Annotated in this window: 14 protein-coding genes; 1 reads left to right on the top strand and 13 read right to left on the bottom strand. The window is 40.3% G+C overall.

Translation table 11 applies throughout. The features are described 5' to 3' along the window. Positions 1-6 precede the first annotated feature (6 nt). A complete protein-coding gene (locus WAX86_RS13685) occupies positions 7-981 on the top strand; it encodes a glycosyltransferase family 4 protein (protein ID WP_068969049.1) in 975 nt (324 codons plus the stop codon). Here the strand turns inward: WAX86_RS13685 and WAX86_RS13680 are convergent. The 13 genes from WAX86_RS13680 to WAX86_RS13620 all read right to left on the bottom strand — a co-directional run bounded on the left by WAX86_RS13680 (position 955) and on the right by WAX86_RS13620 (position 16,573). Beyond that, positions 955-2,427 carry a response regulator gene (locus WAX86_RS13680; RefSeq protein WP_341488919.1) on the bottom strand — a complete coding sequence of 491 codons (1,473 nt, stop codon included), beginning with the start codon at positions 2,425-2,427 and terminating at the stop codon, positions 955-957. The genes WAX86_RS13685 and WAX86_RS13680 overlap by 27 nt on opposite strands. Continuing rightward, positions 2,424-3,107 (bottom strand): tyrosine-protein kinase family protein, encoded by a 684-nt coding sequence (locus tag WAX86_RS13675; protein ID WP_068969051.1) that lies wholly within the window; start codon positions 3,105-3,107, stop codon positions 2,424-2,426. Before WAX86_RS13675 ends, WAX86_RS13680 begins: the two co-directional genes overlap by 4 nt. Further along, on the bottom strand, positions 3,107-5,785 hold the full coding sequence (locus WAX86_RS13670; protein WP_341488918.1) for an SLBB domain-containing protein: 2,679 nt from the start codon (positions 5,783-5,785) through the stop codon (positions 3,107-3,109). The genes WAX86_RS13675 and WAX86_RS13670 overlap by 1 nt, the downstream gene beginning before the upstream one ends. Continuing rightward, positions 5,782-6,516 carry an OmpA family protein gene (locus tag WAX86_RS13665; protein ID WP_237029657.1) on the bottom strand — a complete coding sequence of 245 codons (735 nt, stop codon included), beginning with the start codon at positions 6,514-6,516 and terminating at the stop codon, positions 5,782-5,784. The genes WAX86_RS13670 and WAX86_RS13665 overlap by 4 nt, the downstream gene beginning before the upstream one ends. Positions 6,517-6,563: 47 nt before the next feature. Beyond that, entirely contained in the window at positions 6,564-6,872 is a 309-nt protein-coding gene (locus WAX86_RS13660; protein WP_044174190.1) for an STAS domain-containing protein, read from the bottom strand. A 57-nt stretch (positions 6,873-6,929) separates the two neighbouring features. Then, positions 6,930-8,708, bottom strand: a complete 1,779-nt coding sequence (locus tag WAX86_RS13655; RefSeq protein WP_341488917.1) for a sugar transferase — start codon at positions 8,706-8,708, stop codon at positions 6,930-6,932. Next, positions 8,705-9,775: a glycosyltransferase gene (locus WAX86_RS13650; RefSeq protein ID WP_065171800.1), complete on the bottom strand. Its 1,071-nt coding sequence runs from the start codon at positions 9,773-9,775 to the stop codon at positions 8,705-8,707. Before WAX86_RS13650 ends, WAX86_RS13655 begins: the two co-directional genes overlap by 4 nt. 3 nt (positions 9,776-9,778) lie before the next feature. Then, positions 9,779-11,218 carry a sugar transporter gene (locus WAX86_RS13645; RefSeq protein ID WP_341488916.1) on the bottom strand — a complete coding sequence of 480 codons (1,440 nt, stop codon included), beginning with the start codon at positions 11,216-11,218 and terminating at the stop codon, positions 9,779-9,781. After that, positions 11,218-11,568, bottom strand: a complete 351-nt coding sequence (locus WAX86_RS13640; RefSeq protein ID WP_065171802.1) for a hypothetical protein — start codon at positions 11,566-11,568, stop codon at positions 11,218-11,220. The genes WAX86_RS13645 and WAX86_RS13640 overlap by 1 nt, the downstream gene beginning before the upstream one ends. Positions 11,569-11,667: 99 nt before the next feature. Then, positions 11,668-12,771, bottom strand: a complete 1,104-nt coding sequence (locus WAX86_RS13635) for a glycosyltransferase family 1 protein (RefSeq protein ID WP_341488915.1) — start codon at positions 12,769-12,771, stop codon at positions 11,668-11,670. Beyond that, a complete protein-coding gene (locus tag WAX86_RS13630) occupies positions 12,772-14,094 on the bottom strand; it encodes an O-antigen ligase family protein (RefSeq protein WP_341488914.1) in 1,323 nt (440 codons plus the stop codon). Beyond that, the gene (locus tag WAX86_RS13625; RefSeq protein ID WP_341488913.1) at positions 14,091-15,440 is read right to left on the bottom strand and encodes a polysaccharide biosynthesis family protein; all 1,350 of its coding nucleotides are present in this window, start codon (positions 15,438-15,440) and stop codon (positions 14,091-14,093) included. The genes WAX86_RS13630 and WAX86_RS13625 overlap by 4 nt, the downstream gene beginning before the upstream one ends. Further along, positions 15,437-16,573: a glycosyltransferase family 4 protein gene (locus WAX86_RS13620; protein WP_239974414.1), complete on the bottom strand. Its 1,137-nt coding sequence runs from the start codon at positions 16,571-16,573 to the stop codon at positions 15,437-15,439. Before WAX86_RS13620 ends, WAX86_RS13625 begins: the two co-directional genes overlap by 4 nt. Between the last annotated feature and the right edge of the window lie 190 nt (positions 16,574-16,763).

The raw sequence follows: 16,763 nt of genomic DNA, 5'->3' as shown, positions 1-16,763 counted from the left end.
TAGCTTATGATTTATCAAGTGATTGATTCTCGTAACTTTGGCGGGATAGAAAGCCACATTTTGCAATTAGCTTGCCTTTTGCAGCGTCACAATTATCCTGTGACTATTGTCTTTATGCGGCATTACAATCTAACCCATCCTCTACGACAGCAAGCAGAAAGTGCAAAAATTCCAGTTTTAACTACTGCTCAATTACCTAGTTTTTATCATTTAAAACAAGGTGATATTCTTCATGGTCATGGTTATAAAGCAAGCTTGTTTGTCAGAAGTTATGGCTTGTTTAGTCGCGCTAAGGTCATCACTACATTTCATGCCGGTGAAATAGCAACGGGAAAAGTTGCCTTCTATGAATGGCTAAATCGTTCTAGTGCCTTCTTGTCAAAAAATATAGTTATTAGTCAAGCTATAGGTCAGAAAATATCAACTAGATATGACTATTGGCATAATTTTATATCATTACCGAAATTGCCATCGAAGTTAGCTAAACCAAATAAGATAATGAATGTTGCTTTCGTGGGTCGGTTAGAACAAGTAAAAGGCTTTGATCGTTTCTGTGTCATTGCTAATACACTACCGCAATACCAATTTCATGTCTTTGGTGATGGAGTATTGCATGAGTTAATACCTCAGCATATTCATTATCATGGTATGGTCTCTGCAATGGATAGCTACTGGTCACAATTAGATGTGTTATTGATCCCCTCTCGTGCTGAAGGACTACCAATGGCCGCAATTGAAGCGATGGCCAATCGGGTGATTGTTATTGCCACAGATGTCGGAGACTTAGCTAAATTACTGGAGCCAGAGTTTCTGGTTCCAAACTCAAACTGGCAACAACTTAGTGTTCTGCTTAATTTGCTCAACAAGTTATCACAATGTGAGTGGCAAAAAATCTGTGATGATAATTATTATAAAATTCAGCGTGATTACTCTGAACAGCAAGCACTAAAACAGTTAAAGCTCACTTATGGGGTCTGCTAGGTAGATATTAACCAGCGTTTTATCATCTTTTATGTTTAGTGAGGATTCCCATAAATAGGTGCCTCTTGTTGTTTTCTCTTGGTTTTGTATTTGCTTTTGTTGCCGCTGTGATAACTTCTGCTCAAAAATTCCATCACTGGCAATATGTAAGCTCTGTTCTGATGATAGATAGTAATCTTTACCCTCTATTGTTATCTGCTCATTGAGCCCCAGTAATGAAATATGCTCTTGTTGATATTCACTGTGTTCTAAGCCCACTAATAAAGGGGCCGGCATCGCGGAATTATAAATAGTGATTTGGCTATCTTGCTGGATCTCTATGATCATTAAACAGATCAATTGGCTGTGTGAGGTTTGATAGATCTCTTGATTGAGTAAGGTCAGCAGCTGTTGTGGAGATTCAATGCCAGCACAGAAAAGTCCTCGTATAAAGCTAATCCAACCAGAGCCATTTGTTCTAGCGATCAATCCGGATCCCATATGATCGCCGACAACAATCAATTCGCGTTCATCTTGGCAGTAATGAGTTAAAAGAAAATCACCACTGTCCTGAGGATCTTGATGATACTCTATCTGTAGATTATGACTCTTTCTATGATCGTTTTCTTGCTGTACTTGAGGTGAAATATGTTGTGATAAAGCGTGTTCTAAATGACTTTGTAGCCTTCGATGTCGCTTAAGTACTCGTTCAATCACAGAATATAATGTCTCTTTATCGATAGGTTTTTTTAAATAATCATCAATTTCTAACTGCGAGGCTGCAGACTGCGTTGAACGATTAAGATCACCTGTGAGAAAAATAAAAGGCAATAGGCTATGGCAAGACTGCTTAGCAACTTGTTGCCGGAAATGAAAGCCATCCATCTCAGGCATATGAATATCTGTTATCACTAACTCACACGAATGATCTTTTAGCCAGTTTAGCCCCTCAGCTGAAGAACTAAATAAGGTTAATTGATAATCTCGCTGCAATAGTGAGGCTAAATAGTTTAGTTGGCTACTGCTGTCATCGATTAATAGCAGTCTTGGTTTTTCTTGGTTTTTATGAATTGTAAAAGAAAAAGCATTACCTTGCTCTGTTAAGGTGTATTGATAACTATCAAGAATGGAATTGAGTAAGGCCAGGCCCATATGACTTGTACAGGGCTGCTTTGGTAATTGTGCTTGGTTTAATTGATCTTCAAATGCCAGCCAAAAGGTTCCATTATCTAAGATAGTAAATTGATACTCACCTGAGGTTTGGTTACTGATTAGCTGAATATGGCTTGCAGTAACACTTTGGTAGTTGAGAAGATTGGTACAATACTCTGAAATAATGAGCTGCAACTTTTTGGTAATTGTTGGGCAAAAGGATAGGCGTTTATGCTTATCATTAATCCATTTACGTATTTGTTTTAGGTTATCAATGGTGAGCGTAAACTGTTGTTGATACAAAGGATAATTCATAGCTCAGTCCCCTGTAAAAATTGGTTATGTTTAATTTTGCGTTCTAAAAACAAAAATAACTTGGTAGGAATGATTTTTTTGTAGCGTTGTAAACTATTGAGTAATTGTTGCTGTAGAGATGGATTATAAAATTGATTTGCGATGCATCCTGCCAGTGGTAACTGTCCTTTTTTTAGTAGCTCAATTGCTTCGTGAAGTTCTTCTTGAGTTGTTTTTCCCAATGCCACAGAGAGTATTGCGATGTCGCTGATTTTGCTTAAATTACACGCTGAAAGTTGTCGCCAGTGCTTATGATTTACAGCGCCAAGATCGATCACGATAAACTCATAATATTGCTGCCATAAATTTAAATACTGTTGCAATTTATCTTGTTGGCGTAGTTGTAAAATAGATTGGGCTGAGTCAGGTTGTGGAAGTATAAAAAGATTATCTGAATGAAGGACATGGTGCTCGGTCGCAAGCTGCCATTCTACGGGAGAATATCCCAGTCCTGCGCCGCAAAGATCCAATTCAACCAGTAGTGTGTTTTGTTGGTTGGCACATCGCTGAGCAAGCCAGAGCGCAATCGTACTGCACCCACTTTGTTTAGTTGCACTACACATAATAATAACCCGAGCATGAGTACGATAGATGTGTTGGAATATTTGTTCATACTCATGACTGAGCCACGGATTGGTCATTATAATGCCGCTCCTAATGCGATTAAGCTAAAGATCCCAAGTGCATCTTGAAATACTTGGCGGATTTGTTGGCTTGTTGATTCTCTCTCATCGGGAACGTAAACCGTATCTCCCGGGCGAAGTAAAGGCAGTGGGTATTTTTGCGGGTCATTAATATAATCGCGTAAGTTAAACGCTTGAGTCTTATCACCACAACAGGATGAATTAACTATCATGATTCGCTCGATATAAGCTTTATCAGTTGGTCCTCCTGCTTCTGCTAATAAATCTAACAGTGACATCTGCTGATTAAAATCGTAACGACCTGGCTTATGAACAGAGCCCATCAATCGCACCATTTTCTGAGGTGACTTATCGAGCCATAATCTGTCTTGTGGAGGGATATAAATAACATCCCCAGGAACAACTTTAGGAATAATGGTCTCATCACCGGTTTCAAAATATTGGGTGAGGTTAAGTTGAGTAACGGTACTGTGATTACCATTTCTGTGGCTGATTCGGACATTTTGCAAATCGGCGTCATTGGTCGGCCCATCGGCAGCAGAAAGAATATCGAGAAATCCCATTTGTTGATTAAAAGCGTAACGTCCTGGAGCACCAATAGCACCGAAAATGTAGATAGAATCTTGGGCTGATTGGCGTAACCATGTCGATTTATTATCGGTTGGGTCATGGGGCAGTTCATCAATAATAATGCTGTCTCCAGCTAATAAATTAGGGAGTTCATTAAAGTTTCCTCCTTCATCCATAAAACGCTCTAAGTCAAAATATAAAACATTGCCATCCGCTCGGTTACTGCGTTCTTTAATAATGCGTATTTTACTGATATTCGCTTTTTGGGTTGGCCCTCCTGCAACGGCAAGTAAATCAAGAAAGGTCATTTTATTGTTCCACTTGAAACGACCTGGATTTTTTACCGCCCCCATTACTTTAACTGCTTTATCATCGGCATCGCTGCTAACTGGTGGTACATAAATAACATCACCAGGTAAAACTTTAGGCAATAACTTTTCATTACCAGTTTCAAAATATCTGGCGAGATCAAGCCGGGTGATTTTTCGTTGTTGCCCATTGCGATGAGTGATCAAGACTTCTTTTAAATCGGCTTGAGCAACAGGTCCATCGGCGGCGGATAAGATATCTAAAAAGCCTTGCTCGCTATTAAAAGCATAACGTCCTGGAGCCCCAACAGAGCCAAAAATATAAATAGAGTCTTTAGCAGATTGTCGAACCCAACTGGATTTATTATCTGAAGGGTCGTGAGGAAGTTCATCAATAATTACGCTATCACCAGCAACTAGGTTTGGGAGTAAACTTGCAGGGCTCCCTCGTTTGATAAAGCTATCAAAATCAAAAAACAGTACTTGGTGACCGGTGTTTTTACTTTCTTTGATGATTCGAATGCTACTTAAGTTTGCTTGTTGATTTGGCCCCCCGGCATGAGCCAATAGATCCATAAAATCCATGTCTTGATTCCATTCATAACGCCCTGGCTTTTTGACCGCTCCTATAATTTTAATCGCGCGCTCATCGGTGACTTTGAGCCAAGACTTTTCATTTAGATCAAGTTTTTCTGGTACAAAAATAGCGTCGCCTGACTCTAGCGGAGGAAGATTAATACTCTGTGGATTTTTAGTATAAGCAACTAAATTTATGGTAATTGGGGGCTTTGTTGTGCGTAATAACTTTATATGGGTTGTATCTGCAAAACGAGTGGGGCCCCCTGCATTGGCTAAGGCATCGATAAATGAAGTCTCTGTTGTCGCTTCAAAAACTCCCGCATTCTTCACTTCTCCCATCACATAAATAGAGCGCTTTGAAGTGCCAATATCTTCTACTTCAATGGGAGCGAAGATTGTTGTTCCCGGTTTTATGGGAGGTAGGTTACTGGCATCGCTGGTGTCTAAATAGTATTTTAAATCAAAAATATAGGGTTTATTGTCAGTGATTACTCGTATTTTGCTTACATCGGCAAAACGGGTAACGCCATCAGCGCGCATTAAAGCATCAATGACCGTCATTCCTTTTTTGTAGCTAAAAAGTCCCGGATTTCTTAACTCACCAAAAATCGTTAAAGCTTCATGTTTTTCTCCGGCGTCACCAGAATTTATTAATGAGGCGGCATCAAAATTGACTTCGATATTGCCTAATAATGGGGAAGCTGGAATAAACAAAATATCGCCATCTTGCAAAATTGGGAGTAAAGATGGATTGCCAGAATCGAGATAGTTTTTGTAGTTAAAGAGTTTGGTTTTTCCTTGGCGTTGTAGTTGAAATTGGTCCAATTGCGCTCCAGGGCGAGCTCCTCCTACTTTGGTTAAAGCCATCTGTACATTACTATCCGGCTGTAGGGATATGGCTCCTGGTTTTTCAACATAACCGAGCACTTGGACTCGAATAAGCTGTTCTATCACACTGAGTTTAAATGCATCTAAGTTACGATAGAGTTCTGAAAGGGCTTGGAATATCAGCTCTTCAGCCTCTGACTCTTTAAGGCCTGCTACTTTAATTGGGCCAATTTCAGGTAAGAGTAAGAGGCCTTGATCGTTAATAGTAAATGGTTGTTCAAAATCGCTTTCTCCGGGAATTTGTAAGAAGATACGATCGCCTGGTGTGAGTATTTCTCCCCAGCATGCAAAGGATAAAGTGAAAAGAAATAAGGCGATCACGATTTTCATGGTGTGGTCCTCATTGCTGGCCAATCTTTTAATGAAAAGTGGCGATGAGGTGACTTATCATGAGCTGATACTAAAATTTCAGCGGCAACTTGACGGTTAGCCAATTGCATTGTGCGAGAGTGTGTATCTGGAACTGCTTGAGATTCTCCTGCACTTAGCACCGAAACTTGATGACCATTAACCCCATGCTCCAACAAAAAACGTTTTACATTATTTGCTCGGGTAAGTCCGAGGTGATAGTTATCCTGTATTTGCCCCTGAGTATCAGTATGCCCAACCAGTTTAACGTGCCAATGACGATGACGTTTAAGGATTGCTGCAGCTTGAGTTAATGCTTGTTGATAAGCGGGAAGAAGTTCACTGCGATTGAGAGCAAATTGATTATCGACCGCAAAATAGAGTTCTAGTTGTTCTCGTAGCTCCACCTCAGAATAGTGATTAAAACAATGGGTATGAAATTCTAGCCAGTCCATTTGGCGATCTATCATATCGGCTGTAAATTGATATTTTTGCAGAGTGAGTTCCGCATCATGAGGAAAACCAGCAACGAACTCTTGATAGGCTTGTTGATATAACCAATCAAGTTTTTGATACTGGGCTGGTAAGCAGAGTTTTACCCCTCGTGCTTCTAGCAGCTTAAGTTCCCATGAGTAGTGCTCTAGCTGGTGTTGTTGCTCTTTGGTAATTGGCGGTAATGGCTTGGGTTCGGGCCAAAGGGTACAAGCGGTCAAAACACTGCACCATACCGTTGATAAGAGATACTTTATTATGACCGACTTCATGACGATAAGTCTGCTGATGTTATGAAAGGGATGACTTTATCTATTCGAAGCATTAATAGCAGCTCCCTGACTTGGCCATTAACATTGAGCAGTTTGAGGCTTCTCTGTCGTGCTTTTAATCTTTTATAAAGAAAAACAATGGCACCGACACCGCACGAATCAATGAAGGTCACTTGAGTCATGTCCAAAATGAGCTCATGACTGTCACAGAGACTGAGCGTACTGAACATCGTTTCTAGCTGACGAGCAGATTGAGCGTCAAAATCATCGGTTAAGCTATGTATGGTGGAAGTTTGTGTTGTCATAGTTTATTTATCCCAGAGTGGTAAAGGATAAGTAAACTAATTCAAAGGATGTGCCAATTATTGCCCTTTACGGGTTAACATAACTTTGATGGTTTTAATCAAGATATAAGTATCCATTTTGAGCCACTGCCAGGGAGAGCCAAGAGTGACGGCATAGGCATGATCCCAGCCTATTTTTTCTTTTACATCTTCAATGGTATTGTCGTAACCATGATTGACTTGAGCCAGTCCTGTGAGTCCTGGTTTTAATCCGGCAGTCCTCTCTAGATAAAAAGGCAATGCATTTTGCAAGGAGCCGCAAAGTTCAGGCCGCTCAGGTCTTGGACCAATTAATGACATATCACCTCTTAGTACATTAATAAACTGTGGAATCTCATCAATCCGAGTATCTCTTAAAAAACGCCCCACAGAGGTCACTCTAGGATCTGCTTTTTTTGCCCATGACAGATCTGCTTGGTTTTTCTCGGAATGGTACATGGTCCGAAATTTAATGATCTCAAACAGATCAACTGTCTCTTGTTCAATCTTTCCTACCCGTAATTGACGATAGAAAACAGGCCCTTTTGAGTTGAGTTTTATGGCTAACGCGATGAGAGGCCAAAAAGGCAGGGTAAGTCCAAGCCCAAGTAGACTCAATACAATATCACAGAGACGTTTGCAGCCGGATGTTATTTGCGGTTGATAGGAGTCAATAGGGGGGATATGTCGCCATCCTCGCTTAAATTGTCCAACGCTGTAACGTAGCATTCCAATCAGAGAGGCAAAGTAACTAGCAACAAAATAGTGCAGTTTGATTAGGTATTTATTTTTAAAGCCTAAAGATGGTAGCAGTGCTAAGCTGTAGCCAAGGCACTGACCTGTAAACAAAATTGAACCCAGAATGGATCCAGTAAGAGTGAGCATTAAAGTAATAAAAAAGTAGGCAATTAAAATAAAGGGCATCACAGTTCTTAACCCTTTACCTGAGAGAAATAACCATAGTGCGCCATAGTTTTTTTGCCTTAATATAAAGCGGCATCGGATCAATTGCTGCAGGTTTCCGGCACCAATACGCTGGCGGCGATGATAGTCTTGGCTTTGGCTAGTGGGTGCTATTTCTACGGTATTGATATGGGCATTGAAGACAATTTTATATCCATCTTTGAGAACATTCATAGGTAAAATAAAATCATCATTAATGGTATCTTCGGGTAGGGTTTCAACTAGATGTGAACGCACCATGTAAAAGGCACCATTTCCTCCCATAACACTACCCAGTTCAGATTCTGCATAACGTAATTGGTTTTGCCACTGCCAATATTGCTTTTCCCCTGTGCCACCGTTTTGTAGTAGATAATTTCCAGTTAGAGCGCCAATGCTGGGGGATTGAAATTGCATAACCGCTTGTTGCAAACCATCGATGGAAAGTAATGCTGAAGCATCCGTAAAAGCGATGAAATCACTTTGTTGGGCTAGATAAATTAAGCTATTAAGACGAACCACTTTACCGCTATTATGTTCTTCGTGCTCCAAATGTAATGCGATACCTTGCTCTTTAAACTTAGTTTGCCAGTGGGTTATTTGGGTAAGTGTTGCATCATCACTGCCATCATTAAAAATATAAAGTGATAACTTATCGGCGGGATAATCGAGCATGAGAATATTTGCCAGTTTCTGCTCGATATAATCAGCCTCATTATGTATGGGCAGTACAAATGCAATGGTTGGTTGGGTCAAATGAGTCTGTGCAGACTCTGTGGGATGCGGTAGATGTTTGGCAAACCAGAGCAAGCCAACGCTGTAAATAACATGATGGTAGATAATAAGAAAAGTGAGTAGCAGTGTGAGTGTTATCATAGGGCTGAACTCCAGATTTTTTCATATTGTTCGACCATGATGCGAACATCTGTATTTTTTATTATGTGCTTTCTTATCATTGCCGCTGGAGGTTGATGTGGGGCATTGAGTATGGCATTGACTAATTTCTTCACCGAATGGTCGGCAATAATATGACCTGAATCTGAGGTAATGACCTCTCTAACTGCACCAACATCGGTTGCTATCACCCATTTGCCACACGATTGAGCTTCTAAGAGACTAAGAGGCAGCCCTTCATTAACAGATGGTAGACAAAATAGGTCGATGGCTTGATAAAAAATCGGCATATCATCAACAAGGTTAAGCCAATGGACACGGTGCTGAATACCTAGCTCTTTTGCTTGTTGTTTTAGGATTACTTGTTGAGGGCCTATTCCTGCAATCGCGACATGGTAGTGAAGAGGCAGCTGAGCTAGAGCTTGTAATAATAGCCCCATCCCTTTTTCTGCAACTAAACGCCCCGCAGCACCAAGTAAAAAACAGTCTGATGGTAACTGCAATTGTGCTCTGGCTGAGACGGGATCGCCTAACGTAAATATTTTGCTATCAATGCCATTTAAAATAACGGAATCAACATCCCGGTTTAAATAGCGATGTAAGTCTTTGGCTATATGATTAGCATCTGCAATGAGAGAAAAGTGTTTGCCTGTGGCAAGTAGCTGAGTTTGTTTTCGAGCTTTTGGATTTTCTAAGTGCCAGCTATCGTGTTCAGTATGGACATGTTGAAGCCCCATAAATCGTGAGATTGGCCGACTATAAAAAAGAGGGCCAAGGTGATGACTATGGATAAACTGAATCTGGTGCTGTTTTACAATACGTCTGAGTTGGAAAAATATGTGAGGCTTAAAGCCTGTAGGTTTATTGAGAAAGATAAGCTTATCTTGAAATTGACGCAGTTCAGGCCAATGTTGTAGAGCTTGTTTATAGCTTCCTTCTAATGCGATTACTTTGAGATTAAAGTGTGATGAAGTAAAACGCAGCAGATTCAATACCAACCTTTCGATACCTCCAGGCTGAAGGTGTTGTACTATCTGAGCACCATTCATAGATTACCTCGTGATATGAAAGTTAGGGATTTCAGTCAGTGTTGGAATATCTGAGATCCGTTGTAGTTGCTCGCGTTGATAGATGCGGCTATCGAGTAACATTAATAAGGCTGTAGTTGATAACCCAAGAATGATGCCAAGAATGAAACCGATCATCATATTAAGCCACCAAGGCCAATTGAGTGGTTGAGTCGGTATTGAGGGTTTATCAATGACTTTTAATTTATCTGGATCTTCAAAACGCCCGAGTTGACCGGTGACTTTTGCCATCTCGAATCGCTCTAATAACTGGTCATAGATATTAGCTTTGACTTTATAGTTGCGCTCTAATGCGGTGAGCTGTTTTTCTAACCGAGTAAATACGTTTCTTTTTTCACTTAAGTAGGTCGCTTTTTGTTGTAACAGATTGAGTTCATTAGTTAATGCAGCAATCTGTTCATCCGCATCTTGCAACTTTTCAAACTGACTCAGCAATAAGGGGTGGCTTGTAGAGGCTTGAGCCTGGGTCTCATTAGCAATACGTTGCCATAATTGATTAATTTGCTCCGGGGTTAATGATTGCTGTAATTCAAGCAACTGTGCTCTTTTTTGCTGTAGACGTGAGAGCTTACGTAGTTCTGAGCGTATCTTGGAATGCTTATCGGTATAACTGGCACGTAATAGCGCCAATCTGCTTTCTGAATCAACGATTTCCTGTTCTAGCATACCAATTAATGGGTTTGTTCTCGCAAGCCGTTGATAGAGGTTATCTCGACTACTTTTGGCCGCCATTAGATTTAATTCTGTTTCATGAAGTTGTCGATTGAGTTCTATATTGGCTTGTTCATTCATTCCTCGCAAATGCGGGAGATCATTTGCATTTTGCATTTTAAATGCGGCGAGTTCCGTTTCTGCTTGCTCTAATTCTTGTTGAGTAATGGTTAATTGCTGCTGTAAAAACTGCTCAGAATTATCGATTGAGGCACGCCCTGGTGCGCGTAGTTTATCTAAGAATATATTGGACACAGCATTGAGGATAACTGGAACTTCAGATGGGTATTTCCACGTTAATCCAATCGAGACTAGTTCATCACTGAGTAGCGATAAATTAAGATGTTGTTTGAGTTCTCCAACTCGAACGGCCACTTGTCCTCGGTCTTCTTTGGTTGCTAATTCTAAATCAATAACCACTTGTTCTAGAGTCGATTGACTGTGAAGTAAAATTGTAAGCGCTTTCATTCGTTGCTGTAGATTCATTGAAATCGAAAGATCGCCAAGAAAAGGGTTTAGCATTGCAGCTTCTTGAACCAAGATAGTGGTTTGAGAGTAATACATCTTCGTTTTAAATAAGCTGCCAACGGGTAATAGAATCGGCAAGGTGATCATAGGAACAAGCACCATATAACGGTACATCCATAATGCACAGCAAAAGGCATAGAGCTTGGCTAGAATCAGTTGGCGCATTACCGTTGCCTAATAATGAGCGTATCGGCAGTTTGTTGTGGCGCAAAAGTAAAATGCAGTGGAATTTGCTTTTGCTGAGATAATTGCTCGATAGCTGCAATTCTTTTTTGTCCCTGCAATAGAGCTTGGAATCGGTCAGATAAATCTGCAGGGCCTATCGACACCTCTAATTGGTGATAGGAGTAAGTGGTAAAAAATTGCTGAAGAGCTTGTTGTTGCTTGGCGGTTAATGTGGTTTGTTCTGGACTAAAAAATAACTCTAACGGTTGAACCGCAGCGTCTCGATTGGCACTGGTTGATAAGCATCCGTTGAGCAGGCTTAAGCAAATGATTAATAAGATGACTCTCATAACAATACTCCGAAATCGCTTCATTTTCTTTATTTGTGCAATATCGATGCCTTGTCCGCAAATACAGTACTGCTCATAAAAGTAGGTAGGCAGAAGTTATTAAACTAAAAAACGCTGTAGTTGTTCGGTGACTTGCTGTTGTCGGGCTAGCCAACTTTCAGTACTTAATATTTTTCGTCTTATAGTAATTTTTTGTTCAGTTATTGGTGATGGTGAGGTTAATGCTTTAAGCCACTGTTGTAAGGTACTGGCGATGGTTATATGGGATGAGTATTGTTGTGCCGCCGGGAAATCAGAGCAGATAATATGGCGGGCTGAAGCTAAATATTCCCGTAGTTTTAATGGATTGCAATGCTGAATTTGTCGGTTATTAACAAAAGGCATGATGGCACAATCCCAGTGAGCCAGATGAGTGATGAGTTCGGAATGAGAACAAGGAGGATGAAGCTGAATATTTTGCTGAATTAAAGTATGGCTGGCGGGACACTCTTTTTTGCCAACCAAATGAAAGGTGATCTCAGGGCATTGCTGAGCAAGCTTAATGATGAGGTCATAGTCGAGCCAGGTATTTAAGCTACCGTAAAAGCCAACTGTTTTTATTTGATCTGTATCGGTAGGCAATGCTGGTGGCTTAAAAAGGTCTAGGTCGACGCCATGTGGTAAAAGGTGCGTTTTTTCTGATGGGAATTTTTGCTGTAATGATGGACTGGCAGCAAAAATAACATCTGCTCTGTGGACCAATTGTTGCTCTAATATTTCGACCTTGTGATGGTCGACTCCAGCTAACGCCGAAAAATCATCGCCGCAATAATACACCACAATATCTCCATCGCAGATATCGAGATAATCTACGGCACTGGGTAAGCTGCACCAAATAACACGAAATTCTTGCTTGATAGGCAGCTGGTGTTTAAGCAATTGCTGGTTGATTTTTTTTATAAGCTTGTTTTGGGGGAGCGGCCAAACTAAAGGGGCAATAGTCTTTATTAGTGGAGCAGATGTTTTTTTATCCGTTTCTGAGAACGGGCTAAATGCTTTGATTTTTTCGACAACTCGAAAGATATCTTGCGATGATAGAGATGGTTGTCTCAGGCCAATGGAATTAATCCAATACACTGGGTGTTGTTGGTTAAATAAAGCAAACAAATGTTGAGTGCTTGAGGGATGTCTCTGCCAATCTTCACCAAAAACAAGAAATTCCATTTAGCTCTCCTGATATTTTGAGCTCGGCGTTAAACGATCTAAGGCCATAATAAGTCCCAATAATATGTAAAAAGGCCAAGTCATGCCTTGTGTTAAAAAAGTTCCACTAACACAAAACGAAATAAGCCCAATCCAAAGTCCTTCTGCCAATGATTGGTAAGGAGTTTGTTGATAATGAAGTCGAAGATAGTGCGTCACTTTTAAAGTTGCGGTAATAAGAGCAACAAAAAGGAAAAGACCAATAAATCCATTCTCAGCCAGAATTTCAAACCATGAGCTATGTACTGCATGATTTTTGCCATCCCAATAATTAGAGTAGAAAAAATAGTTGTTGTAGTAATTTGTCAAACCAACACCTGTAATTGGATTAGCTAAAGCCATTTTAAAGGCGGCTTCCCATGCAAATAGCCTTCCCATTGCTGATTCATCAATTCCAGATTCGTGAGCTCCTCCTGATACTCGTTCTGAAATACCCGCAATTAAAGCTAGTAATAACAGCCCTCCGCCACTAAGTACTAGGGGTAAAACTTTTGAGCGACTTTTTAGATAGCCAATTGTCAAAATTGCACTGGTAATTCCCAGTAATCCTCCTCGACTTTCTGTCACAATAATTCCGGCTAATAACACTCCTCCTGAGATTAAATAAATAAGTTTATGTAGGGGATGAGCGGAAAAGAATCGAGCTAAACAAAATGAGAAAGGAAACAAGAGGATCAGAGATAGATCATTAGGATCACCCAGCATTGATCCAATATCTCGACCTATGGTGACACGGGTCTCTTCGACTAAGCCAATACCGTGGAATTTATTATCAAGAGCAATAGTGGCAATGGCTAAGCCTGAAATAATTAGCAAGATAGGAATTTTGTTTAATTGCTTGATAGATTGTGGAAGCCAGCTAATGGCAAAAACCATAATGATTATTTTGCTGAAGCTGTCGGAGAGCGTAGTGAAGGACTCGGCTCTATTGGTTCCAAGTACGCTGCATAATACAATCCAAAATACAAAAGCTAGAAATTTAGCTAACAGAGGATGATAGTGCAACTGAGCTCTTTGGAGCCAGAGTTGCCAACCTAGCCCTAGCAGGCTGAGTAGTGCCAATAGCTGTGGAATCTTAAAAGGTATTAATACGGGAAAGGCTTCATGTATTCGAAAGTAAGAAAATAAGATAAAGCCAACACAAAGATAAAAAGCGTTAGTTAAAAGCCAAGGTAGTAATGGGAGTAAGCATAGAGCGATTGCTGGTAACGGTTCAAAATACCAGCCAACTGTAATTGCCAGCGACAACAATACTGCAATCATGAGTTGGCGTTCGCGTGTCATGCGGCATTACTCCGATAAGAGGTTCTTGTAAAAAAAAATGGAGTAATAATTAGACCGATAAGCAGTATTAGCAACAGGGCTTGAATAAGGATTAGTGTTGATGAGGCAAAAATACCGGCTAATAACATCAGAGCAATAAAGAGCCGATATAAAGGATAAGGTAAAGGAAGCTCTTTTTGGCTCCAGTAATAAAAGGCGAAGACTTTAATCGCTTGAATAACAATACTGCCCCAAATAATTCCAAGTAGACCAAATACCGGCAAAATTATAAAAATATTGATAATAGATAGACCTGTCGCCACTAAGTTAATTTGGACAATACGTTGGCCCGAAGCTTGATAATAACAACCAATATTAAGAAGCGTACTGATCCCTTTGAACATGACCATAATCGCAATCAGGCCAATAAGGTTTGCACTTTGCGAAAAGCTGGCCGATAACCAGAAGCGCAAAAAGAGAGGTCCAAGCATGGTGACTATCGCGCAAATTAAGACACAGATCTGGCAGCCTAAGATAGTGATATCAGCTAATAGCTTTTCATTTTTTAATAAATTAAACCGCTTAGGGAACCACCATAGAGAAAATGGTTCTAGTAAGAGAGATGCAGCAATTGCCCACTGCATAGCAATGGCATAAGGCGTTAAAAATTCTAAGCCAAGATAATAGGCTATTGCCCAGCGCTCAGCCCCTAAACAAATAAAACCTAATACTCCAGATAGCATGATAGAGCTGCCATAGCGTATAAAGATGCTAGAATAGATTAATTTTAAGTTTGGTAAGTCGCGGTACAAGATGATGAGTTGTAATAGTTGGCTAGCAACTGCTGCAATAAAGATACCTGTTACTTGAAAACGAGGGATAAGTACAATAATGCCGATAGCTTGAGTTATTGCAAATACAGCTTGTGCAATGGCAAATTTGATAGGGCGGTGCTGCATTCTTAATTTAGTTAATGGTATGGCAGCTAACGCATTTAAGTAAAGATTAATAAAGGTCAAATAGAGGGCCCATAAAGGGGGAGACCCTGGGAGTAATTGTTGAATCACATGACCATTTAAGAGTGCGATACTGGTAAAGATCCCCCCACCCCAAAATACCAATCCCATAGCAGTAGAAAGGCAATCATCTTGGTGATACTTTTTATCATGAGCAAAGCGGCAGATCCCATCAATCAACCCAAAGGTTACTACGATTGAAGCTATGGATGAGGTAACAATTAAAATATCGAGTCGAGCATAATTCTCAATACCGAGTTGTGATGTGACAAAAGGCTGCATTAATAATCCGATAAGCTTACTGATGATTAAGCCAAAGGAATAAATGAGTATTGCTGATGCATAACTCATAGCGCCTCGATGAACTGAGAGAGTTTGTGTGCTTGGGTGCCCGCATTAAAATGAGTCATAACATGCTGGTACGCAGATTGTCGTTGCTGTTCTAACTCATTACGGGAGCGCTTGAAATGATTAAGTATGGCTTGCCTAAATAGGCGAGGTTCTCCCATCTTAACCTGTACACCAGTAAGATCAGTTAGGATCTCATTGCAACCTGATAAGTCTGATGTAATAACGGGCAGCCCTAAAGCCATCGCTTCTTTGATAACGAGAGGGCCAGTATCTTGGTCTCCATTTTGTGCAATAAGAAATGGGGCGGCAAGTGCCGAGTAATCTTTAGCATGATGGCGAAACCACGAGGCGTCTTGAGAACCTAAAAAACGGACTTGAGAAGTTAATTGGCGCTGGTGGATTTCATTTTGTAGGTCAGGCAGTAATGGTCCATCCCCTACAATGTCGAGGGTAATACCTGTCCCATCTAATGCCTCGATTAAAATATGCAGTCCTTTTTTCTCAACAAGCCGCCCGATGAAAAGTAATTGTTTGGTAGGAGCGAAAGTGTCGAGCAAAGCAGGATAAAGTTCGTATTCAATACCGCAAGCAATATGATGAATTGGCTTATGGGTTTGTGCTTTGAGTTCATCTGCCATTTGTGCAGTAACAGCACAGGCAAAATCAACGTGTTGTAATTTATGCTCTAAATCTTGAGGTGAAGCATAGATATCAGCACCATGACCAACAAAAGAGACTGAAATGTTCAGTAACTTAGCTGCTGTAATAGCAATGGCTGCACTGTGCCATGCAAAGTGAGCATGAATATGTTGGCATTGCGTCATTTTAACTCGTTGTGCTAGTTGGCCCCCTTGTCTTAAAAGACCTAAATAACTAAATCCTTGTTGACGAATTAAAAAACGATGAGCTCTATAACTAAAGCACAATGGCATAAGTGAAACATAAGGAGAAGAATCAAGATAGATGCATTTCCTTTGTAAAACCCTATCTGCTTGCTGTCCTTTTTGCGCTTTAGAAAAAGCAAACGGCTGAATGCTATGTCCTTGTCTCTCCATTGCCCTCATTTCTACACCAACAAAGGTTTCAGACAAGGTTGGGAAGGATGGCAGCACATAAGCTATCTTTTTTTTCATATATCCTTCCTTTTATCGTTATTAGACAATATGGATTAATACTCGCAAAGATGATGCCAAAACATGTCGCATGGGCTGGTTTGTTAGAATTACAGTTTTAATCGATGGGAATTTAGAAGATATAAATGTGATGTAGGTCGAAAAATAGACGCCGATATTCATTGTATTAATGGAAAAATAAGCAAAACAA

The organism is Photobacterium damselae subsp. damselae, assembly GCF_038086725.1.
Taxonomy (GTDB): Bacteria; Pseudomonadota; Gammaproteobacteria; order Enterobacterales; family Vibrionaceae; genus Photobacterium; species Photobacterium damselae.
Note: the sequence above shows the minus strand (reverse complement) of the source record. Positions and strands in the feature narration are given on the sequence as shown.